17 protein-coding genes and 1 tRNA gene are annotated in these 16,951 nt (G+C 61.6%); 9 read left to right on the plus strand and 9 right to left on the minus strand.

The annotated features are described in order from the left end of the window. Positions 1–96: 96 nt before the first annotated feature. Both icd and uppS read left to right on the plus strand, forming a co-directional pair. Positions 97–1,359 (plus strand): isocitrate dehydrogenase (NADP(+)), encoded by a 1,263-nt coding sequence (icd, locus tag DP106_RS02460; protein WP_120083165.1) that lies wholly within the window; start codon positions 97–99, stop codon positions 1,357–1,359. 79 nt (positions 1,360–1,438) lie between these two features. Further along, entirely contained in the window at positions 1,439–2,410 is a 972-nt protein-coding gene (gene uppS, locus DP106_RS02465; protein ID WP_120083167.1) for a polyprenyl diphosphate synthase, read from the plus strand. A 15-nt stretch (positions 2,411–2,425) separates the two neighbouring features. Here uppS and DP106_RS02470 read toward each other — a convergent pair whose 3' ends face one another. After that, positions 2,426–3,031, minus strand: a complete 606-nt coding sequence (locus tag DP106_RS02470) for an undecaprenyl diphosphate synthase family protein (RefSeq protein ID WP_120083168.1) — start codon at positions 3,029–3,031, stop codon at positions 2,426–2,428. A 121-nt stretch (positions 3,032–3,152) separates the two neighbouring features. Between DP106_RS02470 and DP106_RS02475 the strand changes: the two genes are divergently transcribed. Further along, positions 3,153–4,484 carry a DUF92 domain-containing protein gene (locus DP106_RS02475; protein ID WP_120083170.1) on the plus strand — a complete coding sequence of 444 codons (1,332 nt, stop codon included), beginning with the start codon at positions 3,153–3,155 and terminating at the stop codon, positions 4,482–4,484. After that, positions 4,484–4,966: a GNAT family N-acetyltransferase gene (locus DP106_RS02480; RefSeq protein WP_120083171.1), complete on the plus strand. Its 483-nt coding sequence runs from the start codon at positions 4,484–4,486 to the stop codon at positions 4,964–4,966. The genes DP106_RS02475 and DP106_RS02480 overlap by 1 nt, the downstream gene beginning before the upstream one ends. Here DP106_RS02480 and dnaG read toward each other — a convergent pair. Continuing rightward, positions 4,963–6,576 carry a DNA primase DnaG gene (gene dnaG / locus DP106_RS02485; RefSeq protein ID WP_120083173.1) on the minus strand — a complete coding sequence of 538 codons (1,614 nt, stop codon included), beginning with the start codon at positions 6,574–6,576 and terminating at the stop codon, positions 4,963–4,965. The genes DP106_RS02480 and dnaG overlap by 4 nt on opposite strands. Before the next feature lie 245 nt (positions 6,577–6,821). On the opposite strand from dnaG, the gene DP106_RS02490 reads away from it, so the two are divergent. The 4 genes from DP106_RS02490 to DP106_RS02505 all read left to right on the plus strand — a co-directional run bounded on the left by DP106_RS02490 (position 6,822) and on the right by DP106_RS02505 (position 10,182). Then, positions 6,822–7,037: a DUF3311 domain-containing protein gene (locus DP106_RS02490; RefSeq protein ID WP_120083174.1), complete on the plus strand. Its 216-nt coding sequence runs from the start codon at positions 6,822–6,824 to the stop codon at positions 7,035–7,037. After that, positions 7,030–8,568 (plus strand): sodium:solute symporter family protein, encoded by a 1,539-nt coding sequence (locus tag DP106_RS02495; RefSeq protein ID WP_120083175.1) that lies wholly within the window; start codon positions 7,030–7,032, stop codon positions 8,566–8,568. The genes DP106_RS02490 and DP106_RS02495 overlap by 8 nt, the downstream gene beginning before the upstream one ends. Before the next feature lie 263 nt (positions 8,569–8,831). After that, positions 8,832–9,281 (plus strand): hypothetical protein, encoded by a 450-nt coding sequence (locus tag DP106_RS02500; protein ID WP_120083176.1) that lies wholly within the window; start codon positions 8,832–8,834, stop codon positions 9,279–9,281. Between the two features lie 67 nt (positions 9,282–9,348). Continuing rightward, positions 9,349–10,182 carry a DUF7504 family protein gene (locus tag DP106_RS02505; RefSeq protein WP_120083177.1) on the plus strand — a complete coding sequence of 278 codons (834 nt, stop codon included), beginning with the start codon at positions 9,349–9,351 and terminating at the stop codon, positions 10,180–10,182. A gap of 242 nt (positions 10,183–10,424) precedes the next feature. Here DP106_RS02505 and DP106_RS02510 read toward each other — a convergent pair whose 3' ends face one another. From DP106_RS02510 to trmY, 4 genes are all read right to left on the minus strand, one after another. Next, entirely contained in the window at positions 10,425–11,156 is a 732-nt protein-coding gene (locus DP106_RS02510) for a hypothetical protein (protein WP_120083179.1), read from the minus strand. 36 nt (positions 11,157–11,192) lie between these two features. Further along, positions 11,193–11,666 (minus strand): hypothetical protein, encoded by a 474-nt coding sequence (locus DP106_RS02515; RefSeq protein ID WP_120083181.1) that lies wholly within the window; start codon positions 11,664–11,666, stop codon positions 11,193–11,195. A 449-nt stretch (positions 11,667–12,115) separates the two neighbouring features. Continuing rightward, a tRNA-Pro gene (locus DP106_RS02520) sits at positions 12,116–12,188 on the minus strand. Between the two features lie 50 nt (positions 12,189–12,238). Next, positions 12,239–12,832, minus strand: coding sequence for a tRNA (pseudouridine(54)-N(1))-methyltransferase TrmY (gene trmY, locus DP106_RS02525; protein ID WP_120083183.1), 594 nt, complete (start codon positions 12,830–12,832; stop codon positions 12,239–12,241). A gap of 262 nt (positions 12,833–13,094) precedes the next feature. On the opposite strand from trmY, the gene DP106_RS02530 reads away from it, so the two are divergent. Further along, entirely contained in the window at positions 13,095–14,618 is a 1,524-nt protein-coding gene (locus tag DP106_RS02530; RefSeq protein ID WP_120083184.1) for a globin-coupled sensor protein, read from the plus strand. Between the two features lie 16 nt (positions 14,619–14,634). On the opposite strand, the gene DP106_RS02535 is transcribed toward DP106_RS02530, so the two are convergent. Genes DP106_RS02535 through DP106_RS02545 form a run of 3 tightly spaced genes read right to left on the minus strand, consistent with a single transcriptional unit; the run spans position 14,635 to position 16,873 of the window. Beyond that, positions 14,635–15,444, minus strand: coding sequence for an ABC transporter permease (locus DP106_RS02535; RefSeq protein WP_120083185.1), 810 nt, complete (start codon positions 15,442–15,444; stop codon positions 14,635–14,637). Then, the gene (locus tag DP106_RS02540) at positions 15,441–16,484 is read right to left on the minus strand and encodes an ABC transporter ATP-binding protein (RefSeq protein ID WP_120083187.1); all 1,044 of its coding nucleotides are present in this window, start codon (positions 16,482–16,484) and stop codon (positions 15,441–15,443) included. Before DP106_RS02540 ends, DP106_RS02535 begins: the two co-directional genes overlap by 4 nt. Further along, positions 16,481–16,873: an ArsR/SmtB family transcription factor gene (locus DP106_RS02545; RefSeq protein ID WP_120083188.1), complete on the minus strand. Its 393-nt coding sequence runs from the start codon at positions 16,871–16,873 to the stop codon at positions 16,481–16,483. Before DP106_RS02545 ends, DP106_RS02540 begins: the two co-directional genes overlap by 4 nt. Positions 16,874–16,951: the final 78 nt, after the last annotated feature.

Raw genomic sequence — 16,951 nt, forward strand, 5'->3', positions numbered from 1 at the left:
GAGAATCCCGGTAGCGAGGACAGTGTTTCCACTGTTTTGCGGCAGCCACGGAGAACGGCAGGCCTTTTAGTTTGGTTGCAGAATCCTTCACCGTCTATGAGCTACGACAAGATTGAGGTTCCCGAGGCAGGCGAGCAGATCACACTCGCCGACGAGGACACCGGGGAACTGAACGTCCCAGAAACACCGATCATTCCGATCATTCACGGCGACGGAATCGGTTCGGATGTCGGCCCGGCCGCCCAGCGGGTGCTCGACGCCGCCGCCGAGGCAACCGGCCGCTCAATCGCCTGGATGCGCGTCTACGCCGGCAGCTCCGCCCGCGACAAATACGACGAGCACCTTCCACAGGAGACCGTCGACGCCATCCGCGAACACCGCGTCGCTATCAAAGGCCCGCTGACGACGCCGGTCGGCGCGGGCTTCCGCTCGCTGAACGTCGCACTCCGCAAGAAACTCGATCTCTACGCGAACGTGCGACCCACCTACCACCTCGACGGCGTCCCGTCGCCGGTCACAGAGCCCGAGGCGATGGATATGGTCACGTTCCGCGAAAACACCGAGGACGTGTATGCCGGCATCGAGTGTGAAGCCGGGACTGACGGAGTCCAGGAGCTCAAGGAGTTCGTCGAAGACGAGATGGGCTTTGACAACACGATCCACGACGGCCCCGTCGGTATCGGCATCAAGCCGATCACCGAATTCGGCTCAAAGCGACTCATCCGTGAGGCCATCGACTACGCGCTGGCCAACGATCGGGACTCGGTGACGCTCGTCCACAAGGGCAACATCATGAAGTTCACCGAGGGCGCGTTCCGCGATTGGGGGTATGAGGTCGCCGAAGAGGAGTACGGCGAGGCGGTCATCACCGAGGACGAACTCTGGGAGGAGTACGACGGGGAAGCCCCCGACGACACCGTCGTCGTCAACGACCGCATCGCCGACAACATGCTCCAGCAGTTGCTGACCCGCACCGACGAGTACGAGGTCATCGCGACGATGAACCTCAACGGCGATTACATGTCCGACGCTGCCGGCGCACAGATCGGCGGCCTCGGCATCGCGCCGGGCGCGAACTTCGGTCACGGTCGGTGTCTCGCCGAGCCGGTACACGGCTCCGCGCCGAAATATGAGGGTGAAGATAAGGTCAACCCGACGGCGATGATTCTCTCAGGCCGCGAAATGCTTGATTACCTCGGGTGGGACGATGCCGCCGACCTCGTCCGCGATGCCGTCGAGCAGACGATCGTCGACCGGACAGTCACCTACGACCTCCACCGACAGATCGAGGGCGGCGAAAAGCTCGCCACCAGCGAGTTTGCTGACGCTGTTGTCGAAAAGATCAACGACCTCGCCTAACGAATCGTTGCCAACGAATGCGGCGATTGTTGAGTGAGATAGAAAAACACACATAGCCCCATCCGCTGGGTAGGGGTAGATGTACGGGTGGCTCAACCGTCAGTTTCGCCGTGGCTACGAGCGACTGCTCCGCCGGGAGATCGGCGAGGGGCCGACCCACGTCGCCATTATTCAGGACGGCAATCGGCGATACGCCCGCAAACAGGGCGAGGACACCCCGGAGGGCCACCGTGAGGGTGCCGACACCTCCGAACAGGTGCTCAACTGGTGTGAGGAGCTCAGCATCGACGAGCTAACGCTGTATGCCTTCTCGACCGAGAACTTCGATCGGCCACCCGAGGAACGGGAGCCGCTCTTTGATATCATCGAAGCCAAGCTCTACGAGCTCGCCGACAACGACCGTGTCCACACCAACGAGGTCTCGATCCGAGCGATCGGCGAGATCGGTCGCCTCCCCGAACGCGTCCGGGAGGCCATCACATACGCCGAGTCGAAAACCGCTGGCTACGATGGGTTCCGGCTTAACGTCGCCCTCGCCTACGGCGGGCGCAACGAGTTGCTCCGGGCGGCCCGAGAGGTCGTAACCGCTGTTGCCGACGGCGATCTCGACGCCGACGACGTTGATCCCGATGCGATCGAAGCTCGGCTCTACCGCCAGCCGGTGCGGGATGTCGACCTCATCATCCGCACCGGCGGCGACGAGCGTACCTCAAACTTCCTCCCGTGGCACGCCAACGGCAACGAGGCCGCCGTCTACTTCTGTGCGCCCTACTGGCCGGAGTTCTCGAAGATCGACTTCTTACGGGGGATTCGCACCTACGAGGCTCGTGAGGAGTCGTGGCAGGAAAGCAAGATCGACCGCGCCGTCGCGCTGGCCAGTGCGGTCGGCAGCCTCGAGCTCAAAGAGGCCAGCGAACTGGTAAGCCGGCTCCGCGGGAAGCTACCGCAGGCTGGGCGTCGGGCCGTCGCCGAGGAGCTTGAGGCGGCGACGCCAGCCGACGATGACTCGGAGTCGCCGGGAGCAGATGCGACCCTCGATCCCGCTGACTAAGCCGCCTGCCGACCGTCATTTGCCGAACCGTCGCTGGCGATCGGCGTAATCGAGCAGCGCGCGCAGGTAGTCGCGCTCGCGGAAATCCCGCCAGTTCACGTCAGTAAAGTAGAGTTCAGAGTAGACGGACTGCCAGATCATGAAATCCGAGAGCCGCTCGGCTCCTGTTTTGATGACGAGATCGGGCTCATCGCGGAAGACGAGCCGCCTGTCGATATCGTCAGCCTCGATCGCTTCCGGTTCGAGGTCACCGTCGTCAACGGCTTCAGCAAGCTGGCGGACGGTCTCGGCAAACTCGCGTTTGCCGCCAAGGCCGATACTCACCTGAATGGGAGCATCGACGGATTCGGTGTCGCCGGGGCGACGCACCGCCAGCGGCAGCGGTGTCTCTAAGGCGGTGAGCTCACGGCTAAGCGTTGGGATGACAGCCTCATCAAGCACGCTCACAGAGACGGTGATCCGGTCGGCACCGTACTCGACAGCCCATCGGAAAAAGTCCCGCAACGTCTCGTAGGCCCCCTGTTCGAGCAGGTCGCGTTCGGTGATGACGACGGCGACGTGTTCCGGCGGCGGGTTCGACTCCCAGCGAAGCCGCAACGAAAGATAGGCCTCGTAGAGCACTGTTGTCGGTTTGGGTCGGTGGTGCAAAAACTGCGGTGGCACGAACTGGGCGTGTGAGAGAGCCACACGCCGGATTCGACATGTCGGGAGCGTTAAGTGGCCGTCAGGGGTACCCGGTGGTGTGACATCACGGGTTCGTCGTGCCGGCGCGTTCGCCCTCGTGGCCGCGCTGTCACTTGTGGCCCCGATTGCCGGCGCGGCGACAGCGGTTCCCTTCGCCGCCATCGGTGCCGCCGCAGCAACACTCATCGACGACGGCCCCGTCTTCGAGTTATTTGCCCGACCGGGCGACCGCCAGGACGGCCGGCTCAACGGGCTGGCCGGCTTCGGCTTTGCGGCCGCCGGGTTGGCACTGTTGTTGGCACTGCCACAGGCTGGGCTCCCAGCGGAGATCTTTGTCGCCGCCCTGTTGGTACTTGGCGTCGGCAACCTCGGGACTGAGATCGCCCGCACCCGCAGTAGCGATCCATTTCTCGCCGTCGCCGGCTTTCTCGCCGGCGGGATTCCGGCAGCGATCGCCGGCCAGTTCGTCGTCGCGGCCGTCGACGGCGAGACCGTCGCGTGGTCGGCGGTGATCCTTCTGGCCGTGATCGGCGGGTTGATCGCCGCGCTCCTCCGGGAGCTGCTGTACGAACGCGACGATCCGGTCGTCGTGTTATCGGTGGGCCTCGCCAGCTGGTTTGTCGCAACGCTGGTTGGGACAGTGCCAACCACGGAGTTGATCGCCGCCGTCATCGTAACCGTTGCCCTCGGTGGGATCTCCTATGGGCTTGGGACAGCAAACGTCTCCGGGATGTTGACCGGGATACTCCTTGGTGTGTTGACGATCGTCCTCGGCGGCTTCGGCTGGTTTGCCGTGTTGATCACCTTCTTTGCGGTCGGCGGGATAGCCTCGAAGTTTCGCTACGACCGGAAGGCCGCCCGCGGCGTCGCCGAGGACAACGACGGGGCCCGTGGGGTGAGCAACGTCCTTGCCAACTCGGGAGTTGCTCTGCTGGCGGTCATCATGGCCGCCGCCGGGGAGTTCGTCGAGCCGGCCGCGATCGTCAGCCTCGCCGTCCCGTTTGCTTTTGCTGGCTCGCTGGCGACCGCCCTCGGCGACACCTTATCGAGTGAGATCGGCTGTCTGTATGATCGCCCGCGGCTGATCACGACCTTCGAGCGCGTCGAACCCGGCACCGACGGCGCGGTGACGTGGCAGGGCGAACTTGCCGGGCTCGTCGGCATCGGGCTCATCAGCGCGCTGGCGACGGCGACGCTCACACTTGGCCCGGAGGGATCGACCGGCATCGCCGCTGGCATCGTCGCCGTCGGCGGGTTCGCGGGGATCACGACCGACAGCATACTGGGGGCGACAATCGAGGGCGATCGGCTCGGCAACCAACTGGTGAACCTCTGTGCAACGCTGACCGGCGGCGGCATCAGCGTCGCCCTCGCCGTTAGCCTGTTGTGATGCGATCAACGATCCGTCATGCGACAGCCGCCGATGCGGCAAGAATTCGTACGCTGCAGGCAGAACTTACCGAGCCTGCACCAACCCTGTTGAACGCAGCACTCACCCAAGTAGACACAGCAGGCAGCGCGGCCGCCACAGCAGCCGACGACATGTCACCAGCGATCGGTGGGACGTTCAGACTGTTCGTCTCGGTTAATGACGCGGGTCTGGCCGTTGGTTATCTGCTTGCGATGACAGGCAACACAACCCATATTGCTGAGCTCGTTGTCGATCCAAGGTATCGCCGGGAGGGGCGGGCAAAGGCGCTGCTTGCCACCCTGCTCGAACAGCACAGCCAGCCGATAACCGTCCATGTCGCTGTCGACAACACGGCGGCACGATCGCTCTATAACGCGGTCGGGTTTCAGACACAGACGCGAAGCGACGATCGATTTGAGGATGCCGCCGGGGTGACGCTACGGTATACAGGCGGGGATTAGGCTTCCAGTTCCGGCTCTGGTGGCTGCAGTTCCGCGGCGGTTACCACCCGCGTTCCGATCGGCTGTTTGACGAACTCGCCGGTGCTGGCGGCGACAATATGATCGAGGCCGTGTTGGGCGGCAACGTCAAGCAGTCGCTGGCTGCATTCGCCGTCGACGACCAACGCGTACGGGTCGGCGGCGGCCTCGATCGCCTCGATGAGTGCTGCTGGCTCGGTCTCGGTGATGACCCCAAACTCAGCGTCAAGAAGTCGGGCGGTGCCAGTCTCCGCGTCGATAACTGCCGCAACGTGGCTGCGCACGGTCGATGGCTCGGCGTCGGTGGCATCGGCAGATTCGTCGGTATCGTCAGCCGAAGCCCCATCGACAGTCGAATCGGTGTTACCGTCCGCGTTGTCGCTGGCCGGCGACGCAGGTGTCGGAGCGGAGTCGGCGTCAGCCGGAGAGTCGGCTACCGCATCCGGTGTGGGGGCCACGTCATCGGAATCGGAGCCTGCTGCATCGGCGGCCGTCGCGGCACCAGCGTCAACCGTGTCGTCGACGGCCCCAGCAGCGTCGACAGCTGACTCGGCTGTAGCGGTTCCGGTATCCGTATGCGCCGCAGTGTCCTCAGCGGTGACGCCAGATGACGCCCCGGCAGAAGGCTGATCGGACGGTGGCGATGGCGACGCCGCAGGGGAGCTTGTCGGGACGACCTCGACCTCGGTGTCTTCGTCGTGCGGTGGGAGGTGGTCGTCGGCCGAGCGGGGTTGCTCGTCGGCGGTCTCATCGATGATATCAGCGATCGCCTCCCGGACGTTTGACGCGCCGCGAAGCCGGTCGGCGATAACCTTCTGCTGGAGCCGGTTGATAACAGCAGAGCGGGACAGATCCTCAACCGACCGATCGGGCGGCGCGAAGGCAACGAAATCGATATCGCCGACCTGCAGCAGCTCCCGGAGGATGAGCTCGCCGCCGCGGTCGCCGTCGACGAAGACGGTCGCCGTCCGCTCGGCGGTGAGATCGGCGACGGCGTCGGGCACGTCGGTACCCTCGACGGCGATGGCGTTTTTGATTCCGTAGGCCAACAGTTGGCGCACGTCAGACCGGCCCTCGACGATGATCACCGCATCGGAGCTGTCGACTTTCGGGCCAGCTGGCAGCCCCTCATACTCGATGACATCGGCGACGCGGGCGGAATCCCGCACGTCGTCGACGAGGTCTGCCCCGGAGACACCGGTTTCGTCGAACGCTGTTGCCAACAGCTCCTTGGCACGGTCGACGATCTCCCGGCGTTTGGCCGCTCGGATGTCCTCGATGGAGGTGACCTCGATGTCGGCCCGGCAGGGGCCAACACGGTTGATCGTCTCCAGAGAGGCCGCTAAGATCGCGGTTTCGGCCTTGCCGAGGCTGGTGGCGATCGTCAACTCGCCGAATGACTGGCCGTTTTCGGAGCTGATCTCAACGTCGATCCGGCCAACCTTCGAGGACTGCTGGAGGTCACGAAGATCCAACTCATCGCCCAACAACCCCTCGGTTTGGCCGAAGACCGCGCCGACGACATCGCTCCGCTCGACGATGCCGTTGGCGGCGATCCGGGCGTGAATCAGATACTTTGTTGTGTCGTCCATGGGAACACTCCAGCGACGGAGAGACGTACAGGGTGATGCCGCTGATATCATATATAAATTCTACGATCTGAAATACCTGTCGTCAGCAGTGGCCACACTGACAGCCGATAGGAACCCTGCACGTCGAAATGGTGGGAGCTCACTCGTCTGGTGTCGACCTGAATTGAATAAAATTTATCTTCAAACAGCAACTCTGCGAAGAGATAGTAATCTTTAGGGGCATCTGGAGTATACTAATGATACAAATGAACCCGTCGATGCGCGCTGCCGGCTGGCTACTTACATTCGCCGTCGTCGTCGCCGGCGCGGTGCCGTGGTTTCTCTGGGGCAGTAGCCAACTGATCGGTGGCCTGCCGCTGTGGCTGTGGTGGCATATCGGCTGGATGATCGTCGCTACCGCCATCTTCGCCGCCTTCACGCGCCACGGCTGGGATCGGTATCTGGGAGGCATCGATGCCTAACCCGGCTCTGCTGTCCGGCGGGCTGTCGACAGCGGCGACATCGGTCGAGTTACTGGTCGTTGTGGGCTACCTGCTGGTCGCGTTGTTGGTCGGCTTAGTAGCCTACCGGCTGACCGGCACCGACGCCGAGGACTACTACCTTGCGAGCCGATCGATCGGCACACTTGTCTTGCTGTTTACAACCTTTGCGACGCTGTTGTCGGCGTTTACCTTCTTTGCGGGCCCCAACCTCGCCTACAGACAGGGCCCCGAGTGGATTCTGGTGATGGGAACGATGGATGGGATCCTGTTTGCGATCCTCTGGTATCTCATCGGCTACAAACAGTGGCTGATTGGCCAACAGCACGGCTACGTCACGCTGCCGGAGATGCTCGGCGATCGGTTCGGCTCCACCCGGCTTCGCGGGCTAGTCGCGGGCGTGAGCCTCTTTTGGCTCTTTCCGTACGTGATGCTCCAACAGATGGGTGCCGGCGAGGCACTGGTCGGCCTTACCGACGGGGCGGTGCCCTACTGGGGTGGGGCCGCGCTGATCACCGTCTTCATGATCCTCTATGTCGGTCTCGCGGGAATGCGCGGGGTGGCGTGGACCGATACGATCCAGGGGCTGTTCATGCTGGGCGTGATCTGGATCGCCGTCGCGTGGGTGCTGTCGGCGGTCGGTGGGCCGGCTGTCGCGGCCGCCGGGTTGGACGCGAACAACCCGACATTCCTCGCGTTAGGGAGTAGCTTCTACACACCGCAGTATATTATCTCGACGGCCGTCGTCATCGCCTTCGGGGTGACGATGTTTCCGCAGATTAACCAACGGTTCTTTGTCGCCGAATCGGCAGCGGTACTGAAACGCTCCTTTGCGCTGTGGCCGGTGTTGGTACTGCTGTTGTTCGTGCCGGCGTTCCTGTTGGGGACGTGGGCGGCCGGCCTCGGGATCAGTGTGCCTGAAGGCGCGAACGTGTTGCCGGTGTTACTCGGGGAGTACACTCCAGGATGGTTCGCCGCACTCGTGATCGCCGGCGCGATGGCGGCGATGATGTCGTCGTCGGATTCGATGCTGTTGTCAGGGTCGTCGTACTTCACGCGGGATCTGTACCGGCCGTTTGTCGAGCCCGCGGTGACAGCCGACCGGGAAGGGTGGCTCGCCAGAGGCGGCGTCGTCGCCTTCGCAACCGGAACCTTCCTCACCAGTCTCACCCGGCCGGGGACGCTGATCCAGGTCGGCAGCACCGCCTTCGGTGGCTTCGCCCAACTCACGCTGCCGGTGATGGTCGCCCTCTACTGGCCGAACACAACGCGACGTGGGATGCTTGCCGGAATCGGCGGGAGCCAACTGCTGTACCTGAGCCACGTCTTCGTGCCGACAGTGCCGGTTGATATCGGTGGCACCACCATCTCACTGTTTGCGCGAACGTACGGTGGCTGGGATGTCGCCCTCGCTGGGATGGCACTGGGGGCGGCACTGACCATCGGTGTCTCGTGGGTGACCACAGCCGGGGTCGACGAAGCCGCCGAACGATTCGCTGTTGGTGCGGATTGAGGCGACGCCGATCTGCTCATTTCTGTCTGGGGAATACGTTGACCACCGGAGACAGGTGGCTATCGGATATCATGAATAGGTGTGGTGACTAATGGCACACATAGCATACAATAGAATATCCCCACTTTGTGCTAATATATTAGTCAACAGTAGCTGTTTCAAATCTTATCTCAAAAATACCTGAACGACTATTACTAATTCCGGGAAAAACTTTATTGCTTGTTGACTGCTTGTCTCACCTGCAAGGACAAGAGGACTGACGTATGAGTTCAACAAATCTTCACGGCACCGGGCAGCCGACGATGACGCCGACAGTCGGGCCGAACGAGCCGACCGGCGAGAACGCAACGATTCCGGAAACGATCCCACAGACCGAACGGACGGTCTACCGGGACAGCGACACCGTCATTCGTATTCATCCAGCGGCACCGGGCGACGACGCGCTGTGTGTCACGCTGTATGTTCCACTTGATGAGGTGACGGCGTCGCTGACGCCAGCACACGCCTCCACGTGGCGCGAGCAGTCCTTCGAAACAACTGCGAACACGGTTGATTCACTCCCTGACGGGGTGTACGAGCTGTACAGAGAGACGGTTACCAAGCTCACCAAGCGACTGTCCGTCTCGATCACCGAACCGGCAAGTGGCTACGGTCAGTGTCACCGCCGCCACGACGGCCCCGAGATCGTCTCCTTCCGCACGCGATTGCGGTGACCGCGAAACTGCGGGGCTTGTTGTGGAGTATCCCCAGACTTATTTGCGTATACATCGCACCAACCCTATGGTCTATCGCTGGCGGTCTCGGCAGGCTGCCTACACGGTGTGGGGAGCCCAGCGAGAGCCGATGGCCGAGGAGATCAAACAACATCTCTTCGACCATCACCAAGATTATCTGTCGCATGAGGATCCGGGCGTCAGCTGGGGGTGTCCCTACTGTGATCGATCAGAGATCAGCTACGACGAGGAGAAAACGATCCAGCATTTCAAAGACCACCTCTTCGGACACGAAGACCAGTTTATCGAGTCGGGCGTCCACGTTGCCGATGACATCGACCGGTCGGGCAACATCCTTGTCAAGGCACCACAGGGCAGCCCGGGCATCAAAAACGCCCGAGTTCATTTTCTCGCACCGGGCGATATCGTCATTCTCGTGACGACAAATCCGGCAGCAAGACTCCGGTTGCTGCGGGAAGAACTCGGCAGTTGGCCGGCGCTGACGGTCGTGTTGACAACGAAGGATAACCCCGCCGAGGATATCGCCGGGCTCGATGTCTCCAACGTACCGATCGAGATCGTCAAGCTCAGCAAGCGGCTCAGCCTCTCGAAGCTTGGCAATACGATCTCACAGGTGCTCGACGAACACGGCCGCTCGGAAGGCCGGATCACCGTCGAGTTCGACATCCTTTCGGAGCTTATCGACAAGTTCGGCGAAAAGCCCGCGTTCAAATTCCTCCAGATCCTGACCAACCAGTTCAAAACGGTCGGCGGAATCGCCTACTATCCGCTGGATCCCACCGCCCACGACGAATCCACGCTGGGTCTCCTCGACGACTCCTTTGATCTTGTGGTCCGGGCAACTGAGACCAACTTCATCGCCGACAGGGATAATCGCTGATCCCAGCGACGGCACGCAGATAGATTCCACTGGAACCTGATAACTGGCTATGCGCCTCTATTAATACCGACGGGATCTCCAGGTTCCAGATACCGTGAGTTGGCGGCGGCGACAATTGACAGTACCACGCTGCCGGTGTATGTCGTCGATCACGACATGCTTGTGCGACTCGGCCGGCGACAACGAGCGTGATCGACCTTTTGAGACGGCACTCGGCGAGCGATAGGGACACCGCCGACGCGTCAGGTCGGGCCGAGAACCGGTCGGGCAAGCCGTCGAAGCAGGCTCCTGAGTCCACCGATGGCCAGCCGACCAACGCCGGTGACACCGAGCTGACGCGTGTTGAGTGCATACCGAGGCGAGTCATCGGCGGTCATCACCGTTTTGGCGGCGGTTGAATCGGCTGATGGGTCGTCGACACGGACGATCGGCCCGTCGTCGCCGGACAGCTCGATCGCCGCCTGCACCTGGCGTTCGGTGAGATCGCAACAGGCGGCAATCTCGGAGACGGTCTTCGGGCCAGCTTCGAGCGTGTCGGCGATGCGGTTGAGACGTAGCATCCGAAGCAGGAACGCATCGGGATCGAGATCGTCGGCCTGATCGATCTCGGTATCGGCGGTGTCGTACGCGAAGTCGACACGGGCGTCCAGTAGCAGCCAAAGCCCCCCGATGACGGCCGCAACGGGGGCCCACAGCACCCGAAGCGCGGCCGGCTGGCGAAACTCAGCGACGAGCCACACAAGACTGACAGCAAGCAGCACCACCGCGAAGCCGGCAGTCACCCAACGATTGTCGATGCCGGGCGTGTCGATGAGCACCTGGCGGGTTTCAACGATGAGAAATGCGGTCGCCAGCCCGGCGACGAGTGCGACGTTGCCGGTGAAAGCAACCACGCCACCAGCCACAAGCAGGTACACCAGGAGCGTTCGGGGTGACACGCGCTGTGTAACGCGTGCAGTGAGTGAGGAGGGCATACCGTAGGCTATCGGCCGTATCGCATAAATAGACTGTTAGGCCGACTGGTTTGCCTGCCGTTTTCGTTTGATACGACGGTGCATCGCTCGCTCAATGATCGTGCCGTCGCCGAGCTCCTCATCAGGGTAGGGGTAGGTGCGGTCGCAGGCATCGCAGGCCCAGACGTGTTCGGTCAGAATGACCCACTTGGAGACCGTTTGAATCCCGAGGGCATGCTTATCATGCGGACAGTAAGGGCCGTGTACATAGGTGTAGGCGGTGTCGTTGGCGCTGTAGTCCGACGACCGCCACTTGCCGTACTCGCCCTGCCAAAGTACCTCAAACTGCTCTAGTTCGGCGGTCGTATACACCGTTTCGGGCTGGTCTTTGGCACTAAATGAATGGGGGTCGATCGTTTCAGACTGCTGTTGCTGTCGGGACGATTGGTACTGAGAGACGGCAAAGCCAAACAGCCCCAGATAGACGAGCACTGATACCACCAGCGAGATAGTGATCACCGTCAGCAACATCACAGATGTGGGTGCCGACGGGCGGTCAGTGCGCGGTACATACGTGCTTGTTACTGGGTATCACTCAAAAGTACACTGTTCGACACGACGCGTCGCTGACAGGGCTGTGTCGTCAGAGAACAGTCGCTCAGGGGTGGTGAACGGTGGGTCAAAATGGGCCGGCACGAATGTGAATCACGGTCGCTCCTGCCGTCGCTCTCTAATTCAAATCGTGTGTGTTCAATACACCCACCGTTCGTGGTGCCTCGCTCGCGGCACTGCGTGCCGCAGTCGCTCGGCGGTGGTGAACGGTGGGTAGAAATGGGCCGGCACGAATTTGAATCACGGTTGTTCCCGCTGGTCACTCCCTCATTCAAATCGTGTGTGTTCAATACACCCACCGTTCGTAGTGCCTCGCTCGCGGCACTGCGTGCCGCAGTCGCTCGGCGGTGGTGAACGGTGGGTAGAAATGGGCCGGCACGAATTTGAATCGTGGTTACGGCCACCCGAAGGCCGAAGGATACCAAGCTACCCCACCGGCCCGCACTCATCGGCACGCCGCGGCCGGATTTAACCGTTATGATCGTCCCGACTCAGTACTCGGTGTAGCCAGCGGTATCCAGCCAGTTGTGAGCCACCGTGATCGTCTGATCGGCATGCAGCGTCTCAGGGCCAACCCGAAGTCGCTGCTCAGCGTGTTCGGCCAGCAACTCGGCCTCGCGGTCGGTGAAATCGGTGTGATCCGAGAGGACAAAGATCGGATCGCTCGGGGGTGATACCGCCGGGAGCGGCGTTCCCTCGGCGTGCAGTTGAACAACCGGCCCGTCGCTGGCAACGTCGTCAAGTGTCGCCTCGAAGCCAAGACGATAGAGTTCCATCCCGGGCGATACCTCAGCGGGCAGGTGACCGATAGCATCCGCCCGTTGGTCAAGCGCATCTCGAATCCGGGCGGCGATCGTTCGCTCATCGGGGTAGAGTCGCCGGAGCGTGTCGCTGTCGAACCGTATGGTGTACTCGTCGCTCACGACGAGATGCATCCGGACGTGCTCGCGGATGCCATGGGAGAGAAACACCGCCGCACCGACACAGCGGCACAGGATGTCGAGACGACCGGCCCCCGAGAGATCGTCTAAGGGGAACTCAGCGGTTGCCGGGGCGTCGTGACCGAGCACGATGAACTGACGCATACCAGGGTGTCGACAGCAAGGGGTTTAGTGACAGCTACTTGGATCGGTCACGAACCGATAAAACTGAGAGGCGAAGCGAAAATCGAAGACACAGATCGAGAGAGCTGTCAACATGTCTTATTGTAGTCGCCGGAATCAAATATACACCGATTGCTGCTCGGAAAAGATCAGATCCATACAGACATAACCCGATCAAGTCATCAATATCAAAGTTTGACGCTAGTAACGTAACTTAAATTGATTGCGCTCAAAGGCTAGTTGTATGAGCAACTACGCCGAGAGCTTCGGCGATGGTGGGCTGAACGATCAGGTCGATGTCGACTCACTCATGCAGGAGATCGATCTCGACCGCGGAGAGATCGAGTGGCGGAAGGATTTCATCAACTTCGATGAGGAGGATGTCGCACGACTGACCGATCTCCGGCCGCTGTTTGCGGCCCACACCGAGGATATCGCCGAACGGTTCTACGAAAATCTCACCCAGTACGACCAGACCGTTGAGGTGATCGGTCGCTCTGAAAAAAACGTCGAACAGCTCAAGGAAACACAGCGGGCGTACTTTGCCACGCTGGCCAGCGGCGAGTACGACTACGACTACTTCAGGAATCGTGCGCGGATCGGCAAGCTCCACGACCTTCTGGAGATGCCGATGAAACAGTATATCGGCCAGTACGGCGTCTACTACGACCTCATCCTCCCGTTGCTCACCGGACGGACGGCCGACCAGCTGACCGATCGGGTTCAACGAGCCGTCGACGAGACCGCCAGCGACGACGAGATCGCGAAGGTCGTCGAATCAGAGATCGATGAGCTCCGGGCTGATATCACGAGCGTCCTCCGGATCATCAATCTCGATATGCAGGTCGTCGCCGACACCTACATCCACTCCTACAGCCAGAAGCTGGAACAGGAAATCGAGCAGCGCGAGCAGTTGGCCCGGGAGGTCGAAGCTGACCTCAATGAACCGCTGACCGATCTCCAGCGATCCGCCGCGGAGGTTGCCCAATCAGCCCAAGGCATCTCATCGCTGACTGACGAGCAGTCCGAACGCATTCACTCGATTGCCAGTGAGGTCTCCAATATGAGCGCAACCGTCGAGGAGATCGCCGCCTCCGCCGATGAGGTCGAAACCAACAGCGAACGCGCCCGTGGGCTCGCCGAAGACGGTGAAGCCGCTGCCGACGACGCGATGGGCGTCATGGATGATGTCGGCGACGCCGTTGATGCGGTCTCCGACGATGTCGATGACCTCCAAAGCCGCGTGAGCGAGATCAACGAGGTCGTCGACGTGATCAACGATATCGCCGAACAGACCAATATCCTCGCGCTCAACGCCTCGATCGAGGCCGCCCGCGCCGGCGAGGCCGGCGAAGGGTTCGCCGTTGTCGCCGACGAGGTCAAGTCGTTGGCGACGGACTCCCAAGACCGCGCCCAAGAGATCGAGGATCTCGTGACGGCGATCGAGGCGGATACCGAACAGACCGTCGACAGTCTTGAGACGACGACCGAACAGATCGACCGCGGCGTCGAGCGCGTCGCCGAGGCGATGGAGCTGCTCGGTGATATCACCGAAGCTGTCGAGGAAACCGCCGACGGGATCCGTGAGGTGTCGGATGCGACCGACCAACAGGCCGCCAGCTCAGAGGAGGTCGCCAGCATGCTCGACGAGCTTGTCGAGCAGGCCGACACCGTCGCCAACGAGGTCGAAGAGATCGCTGCTGCCAACGAACAACAGGCCGATACGATCGAGGACGTCTCCGATGCCGTCGGCCGACTGACCCAGTAGCTGCGCGGTTGCTCAGTCAGTCAGTCAGCCCGTAGCCGCGTTTGAACAGCCAGACGTTGAGCGCGGCGACAATGGCGGTGCCGCCGATCAACAGAGCCAACGAGAGCTGTGGATCAACCTCTGAGATCCCGAGGAAGCCGTACCGCACACCGTTGACCATGTAGACCATCGGGTTCAACAGCGAGAAATCACGGAGCAGCGGCGTCAGATCCTCAAGGGAATAAAACACCGCCCCGAAGAACACCAGCGGGCGGAGCAGGAACTGGTTCATCATCGTCAGATCGTCGAAATCCTCCGCCAGCAGGCCGCCGACGATGCCGAGGCTCGAAAACAGCATCGTGATCACCAACAGGAAGGCGACCAGATACAGCGGTTGCTCAACGGGAACCGGCTGGTAGAGCCCACCAATGATGAAAAAGCCGAGCACACCGATCAGCGTTCCGACTAACACACCCCGCAACGCCGACGACAACAGGTACGCCCAGACCATCTGGGTGTACGACAGCGGCGAGGTCAGCGTCTCGTCGATATACTCGTTCCAGCGGCCATGGAAGATCGAAAACGAGGCGTTCTCGAAGGCGTTCGACACCGCCCCGAGGACGACGAGCCCCGGCAGAATGAACAGGATGTACGGAACGCCGGTGATCTCGCCGACACGATCCCCGAGGACGACGCCAAACACCGAGAAGTACAGCACGTTCGTAATAAACGGCGGGATGAAGGTGTTTTTCGGCCGACGGACATAGCGGAGGATCTCGCGTTTGACCAGCGTGTAGAAACCGGTCGGGACGCCTGCGGCCGCTGCCGCACGGTCGACAACGCTCATCGCTGGCCTCCGTCGGGGGCGACCTGCTGTTCAGCCAGCGGCTCATCTGTATCGTTGTCGCCACCGTTCTCACCATCGCTGTCGTCGTCGCCCGCGTTGTCGGCGGTGTCGTCGTGACGCGTCATCTCGACGAAGATTTCCTCAAGAGAGGTGCGGGTGATTTCAAGATCGACGATCTCGATGCCTTCACCGTCGAGTTCACGGACGAGTTGCGGGGCGACCAGTCCACCGTTGCGGGCGGTGACGGTGAGTTGGTGGCCGTCGCGGTCAATGGCCTCAACGCGGTCGTCGCCGGCGAGCAGTGCCGGTAGCGTTGTTGGCGGCTCGCGGAGTTCGACCACGATCTGGTCGGTGCCGCGGTTCTTCAGTTCGTCGGGCGTCGCCACCGCCCGCACCTGACCGGAATCAAGGATGGCGACCTCATCACAGAGGCGTTCGGCCTCCTCGATGTAGTGGGTTGTCAGCAGGATCGTTTTCCCTTGATCGTTGAGGTCGGTAACCAGCTCCCAGAGATCGCGGCGAAGCTGTACGTCGACGCCGGCTGTGGGTTCATCGAGAATCAGGAGATCGGGATCGGTGATAAGTGCCCGCGCCAGCAGGAAGCGACGTTTCATGCCGCCGGAGAGCCAATCGAAGCGGGTGTCGCGTTTGTCGTAGATCCCAACCTGTTTGAGCACCTCGTCGGCTCGTGCTGTGGCCTCCTCGGCAGGGATCCCGTGGTAGCCGGCCTTGTGCTCTAGAACTTCGCGAATCGGGAAGAACCGGTCGACATTGAACTCCTGGGGGGCAAGCCCGATGGCGTTGCGCGTCTGTTGGTAGTCGGCCTCGACGTCGTGGCCGAAGACACGGGCAGTGCCGCCGGATTTGCGGACGAGCCCGACGAGGATGTTGATAAACGTCGTTTTCCCCGCGCCGTTGGGGCCAAGTAGGCCGAAGAAACTCCCCTCAGGGACGGTCAACGAGACGCCGTCAAGGGCGGTCACATCGTCGTACTCTTTGCGGAGATTCTCGATGGTAAGCGCTGGTGATGACTGGCTCATTCGGTTGCCTCCACGTCGGCGATCGCCAGCGCGTCATCGACCAACTCAAAGACAGCAGGGTCGGCCGGTCGATAGTAGCTCCATTTGCCGTCCTTGCGGGTGCTGACAAGCCCGGCGTCAGTTAGACACCGGAGATGGGAGGCGACTGTCGACTGTGGCGCATCAAGGGCGGTTTGAAGTTCACAGACACAGCATTCGCCGTCTCGTAGTGCCCACAACAGTTGGAGCCGCTGAGGGTTCGAGAGGGCAGCAAAGAGACAGCCAACCTGTTCGGCCACGTCAGTGTCGCCGGCGCGTTCGCGAAGCGTCGTTGCGGCGTCAACAGGGTCATCGTGGAGCCGAGTGAGGGAGTCCGGCAGCTCCGTGATCGGCTCAGTAGACTCAGTCATATTGTATACTTTCGATATGGTCGGGCGGGGTAAATACTGCGCGGTCGGACGATGGTGTGGGTTGTATCAACACAGCAA

The organism is Halonotius pteroides (assembly GCF_003605635.1).
Lineage (GTDB): Archaea > Halobacteriota > Halobacteria > Halobacteriales > Haloferacaceae > Halonotius > Halonotius pteroides.

What these genes read in the sequence shown, in the direction of transcription:
- uppS (WP_120083167.1), top strand. Translation starts at nt 1,439, where the DNA reads ATGTACGGGTGGCTCAACCGTCAGTTTCGCCGTGGCTACGAGCGACTG.
- dnaG (WP_120083173.1), bottom strand. Translation starts at nt 6,576, where the DNA reads ATGGACGACACAACAAAGTATCTGATTCACGCCCGGATCGCCGCCAAC.
- icd (WP_120083165.1), top strand. Translation starts at nt 97, where the DNA reads ATGAGCTACGACAAGATTGAGGTTCCCGAGGCAGGCGAGCAGATCACA.
- DP106_RS02540 (WP_120083187.1), bottom strand. Translation starts at nt 16,484, where the DNA reads ATGAGCCAGTCATCACCAGCGCTTACCATCGAGAATCTCCGCAAAGAG.
- DP106_RS02480 (WP_120083171.1), top strand. Translation starts at nt 4,484, where the DNA reads ATGCGATCAACGATCCGTCATGCGACAGCCGCCGATGCGGCAAGAATT.
- DP106_RS02495 (WP_120083175.1), top strand. Translation starts at nt 7,030, where the DNA reads ATGCCTAACCCGGCTCTGCTGTCCGGCGGGCTGTCGACAGCGGCGACA.
- DP106_RS02545 (WP_120083188.1), bottom strand. Translation starts at nt 16,873, where the DNA reads ATGACTGAGTCTACTGAGCCGATCACGGAGCTGCCGGACTCCCTCACT.
- DP106_RS02490 (WP_120083174.1), top strand. Translation starts at nt 6,822, where the DNA reads ATGAACCCGTCGATGCGCGCTGCCGGCTGGCTACTTACATTCGCCGTC.
- trmY (WP_120083183.1), bottom strand. Translation starts at nt 12,832, where the DNA reads ATGCGTCAGTTCATCGTGCTCGGTCACGACGCCCCGGCAACCGCTGAG.
- DP106_RS02500 (WP_120083176.1), top strand. Translation starts at nt 8,832, where the DNA reads ATGAGTTCAACAAATCTTCACGGCACCGGGCAGCCGACGATGACGCCG.
- DP106_RS02510 (WP_120083179.1), bottom strand. Translation starts at nt 11,156, where the DNA reads ATGCCCTCCTCACTCACTGCACGCGTTACACAGCGCGTGTCACCCCGA.
- DP106_RS02535 (WP_120083185.1), bottom strand. Translation starts at nt 15,444, where the DNA reads ATGAGCGTTGTCGACCGTGCGGCAGCGGCCGCAGGCGTCCCGACCGGT.
- DP106_RS02515 (WP_120083181.1), bottom strand. Translation starts at nt 11,666, where the DNA reads ATGTTGCTGACGGTGATCACTATCTCGCTGGTGGTATCAGTGCTCGTC.
- DP106_RS02530 (WP_120083184.1), top strand. Translation starts at nt 13,095, where the DNA reads ATGAGCAACTACGCCGAGAGCTTCGGCGATGGTGGGCTGAACGATCAG.
- DP106_RS02505 (WP_120083177.1), top strand. Translation starts at nt 9,349, where the DNA reads ATGGTCTATCGCTGGCGGTCTCGGCAGGCTGCCTACACGGTGTGGGGA.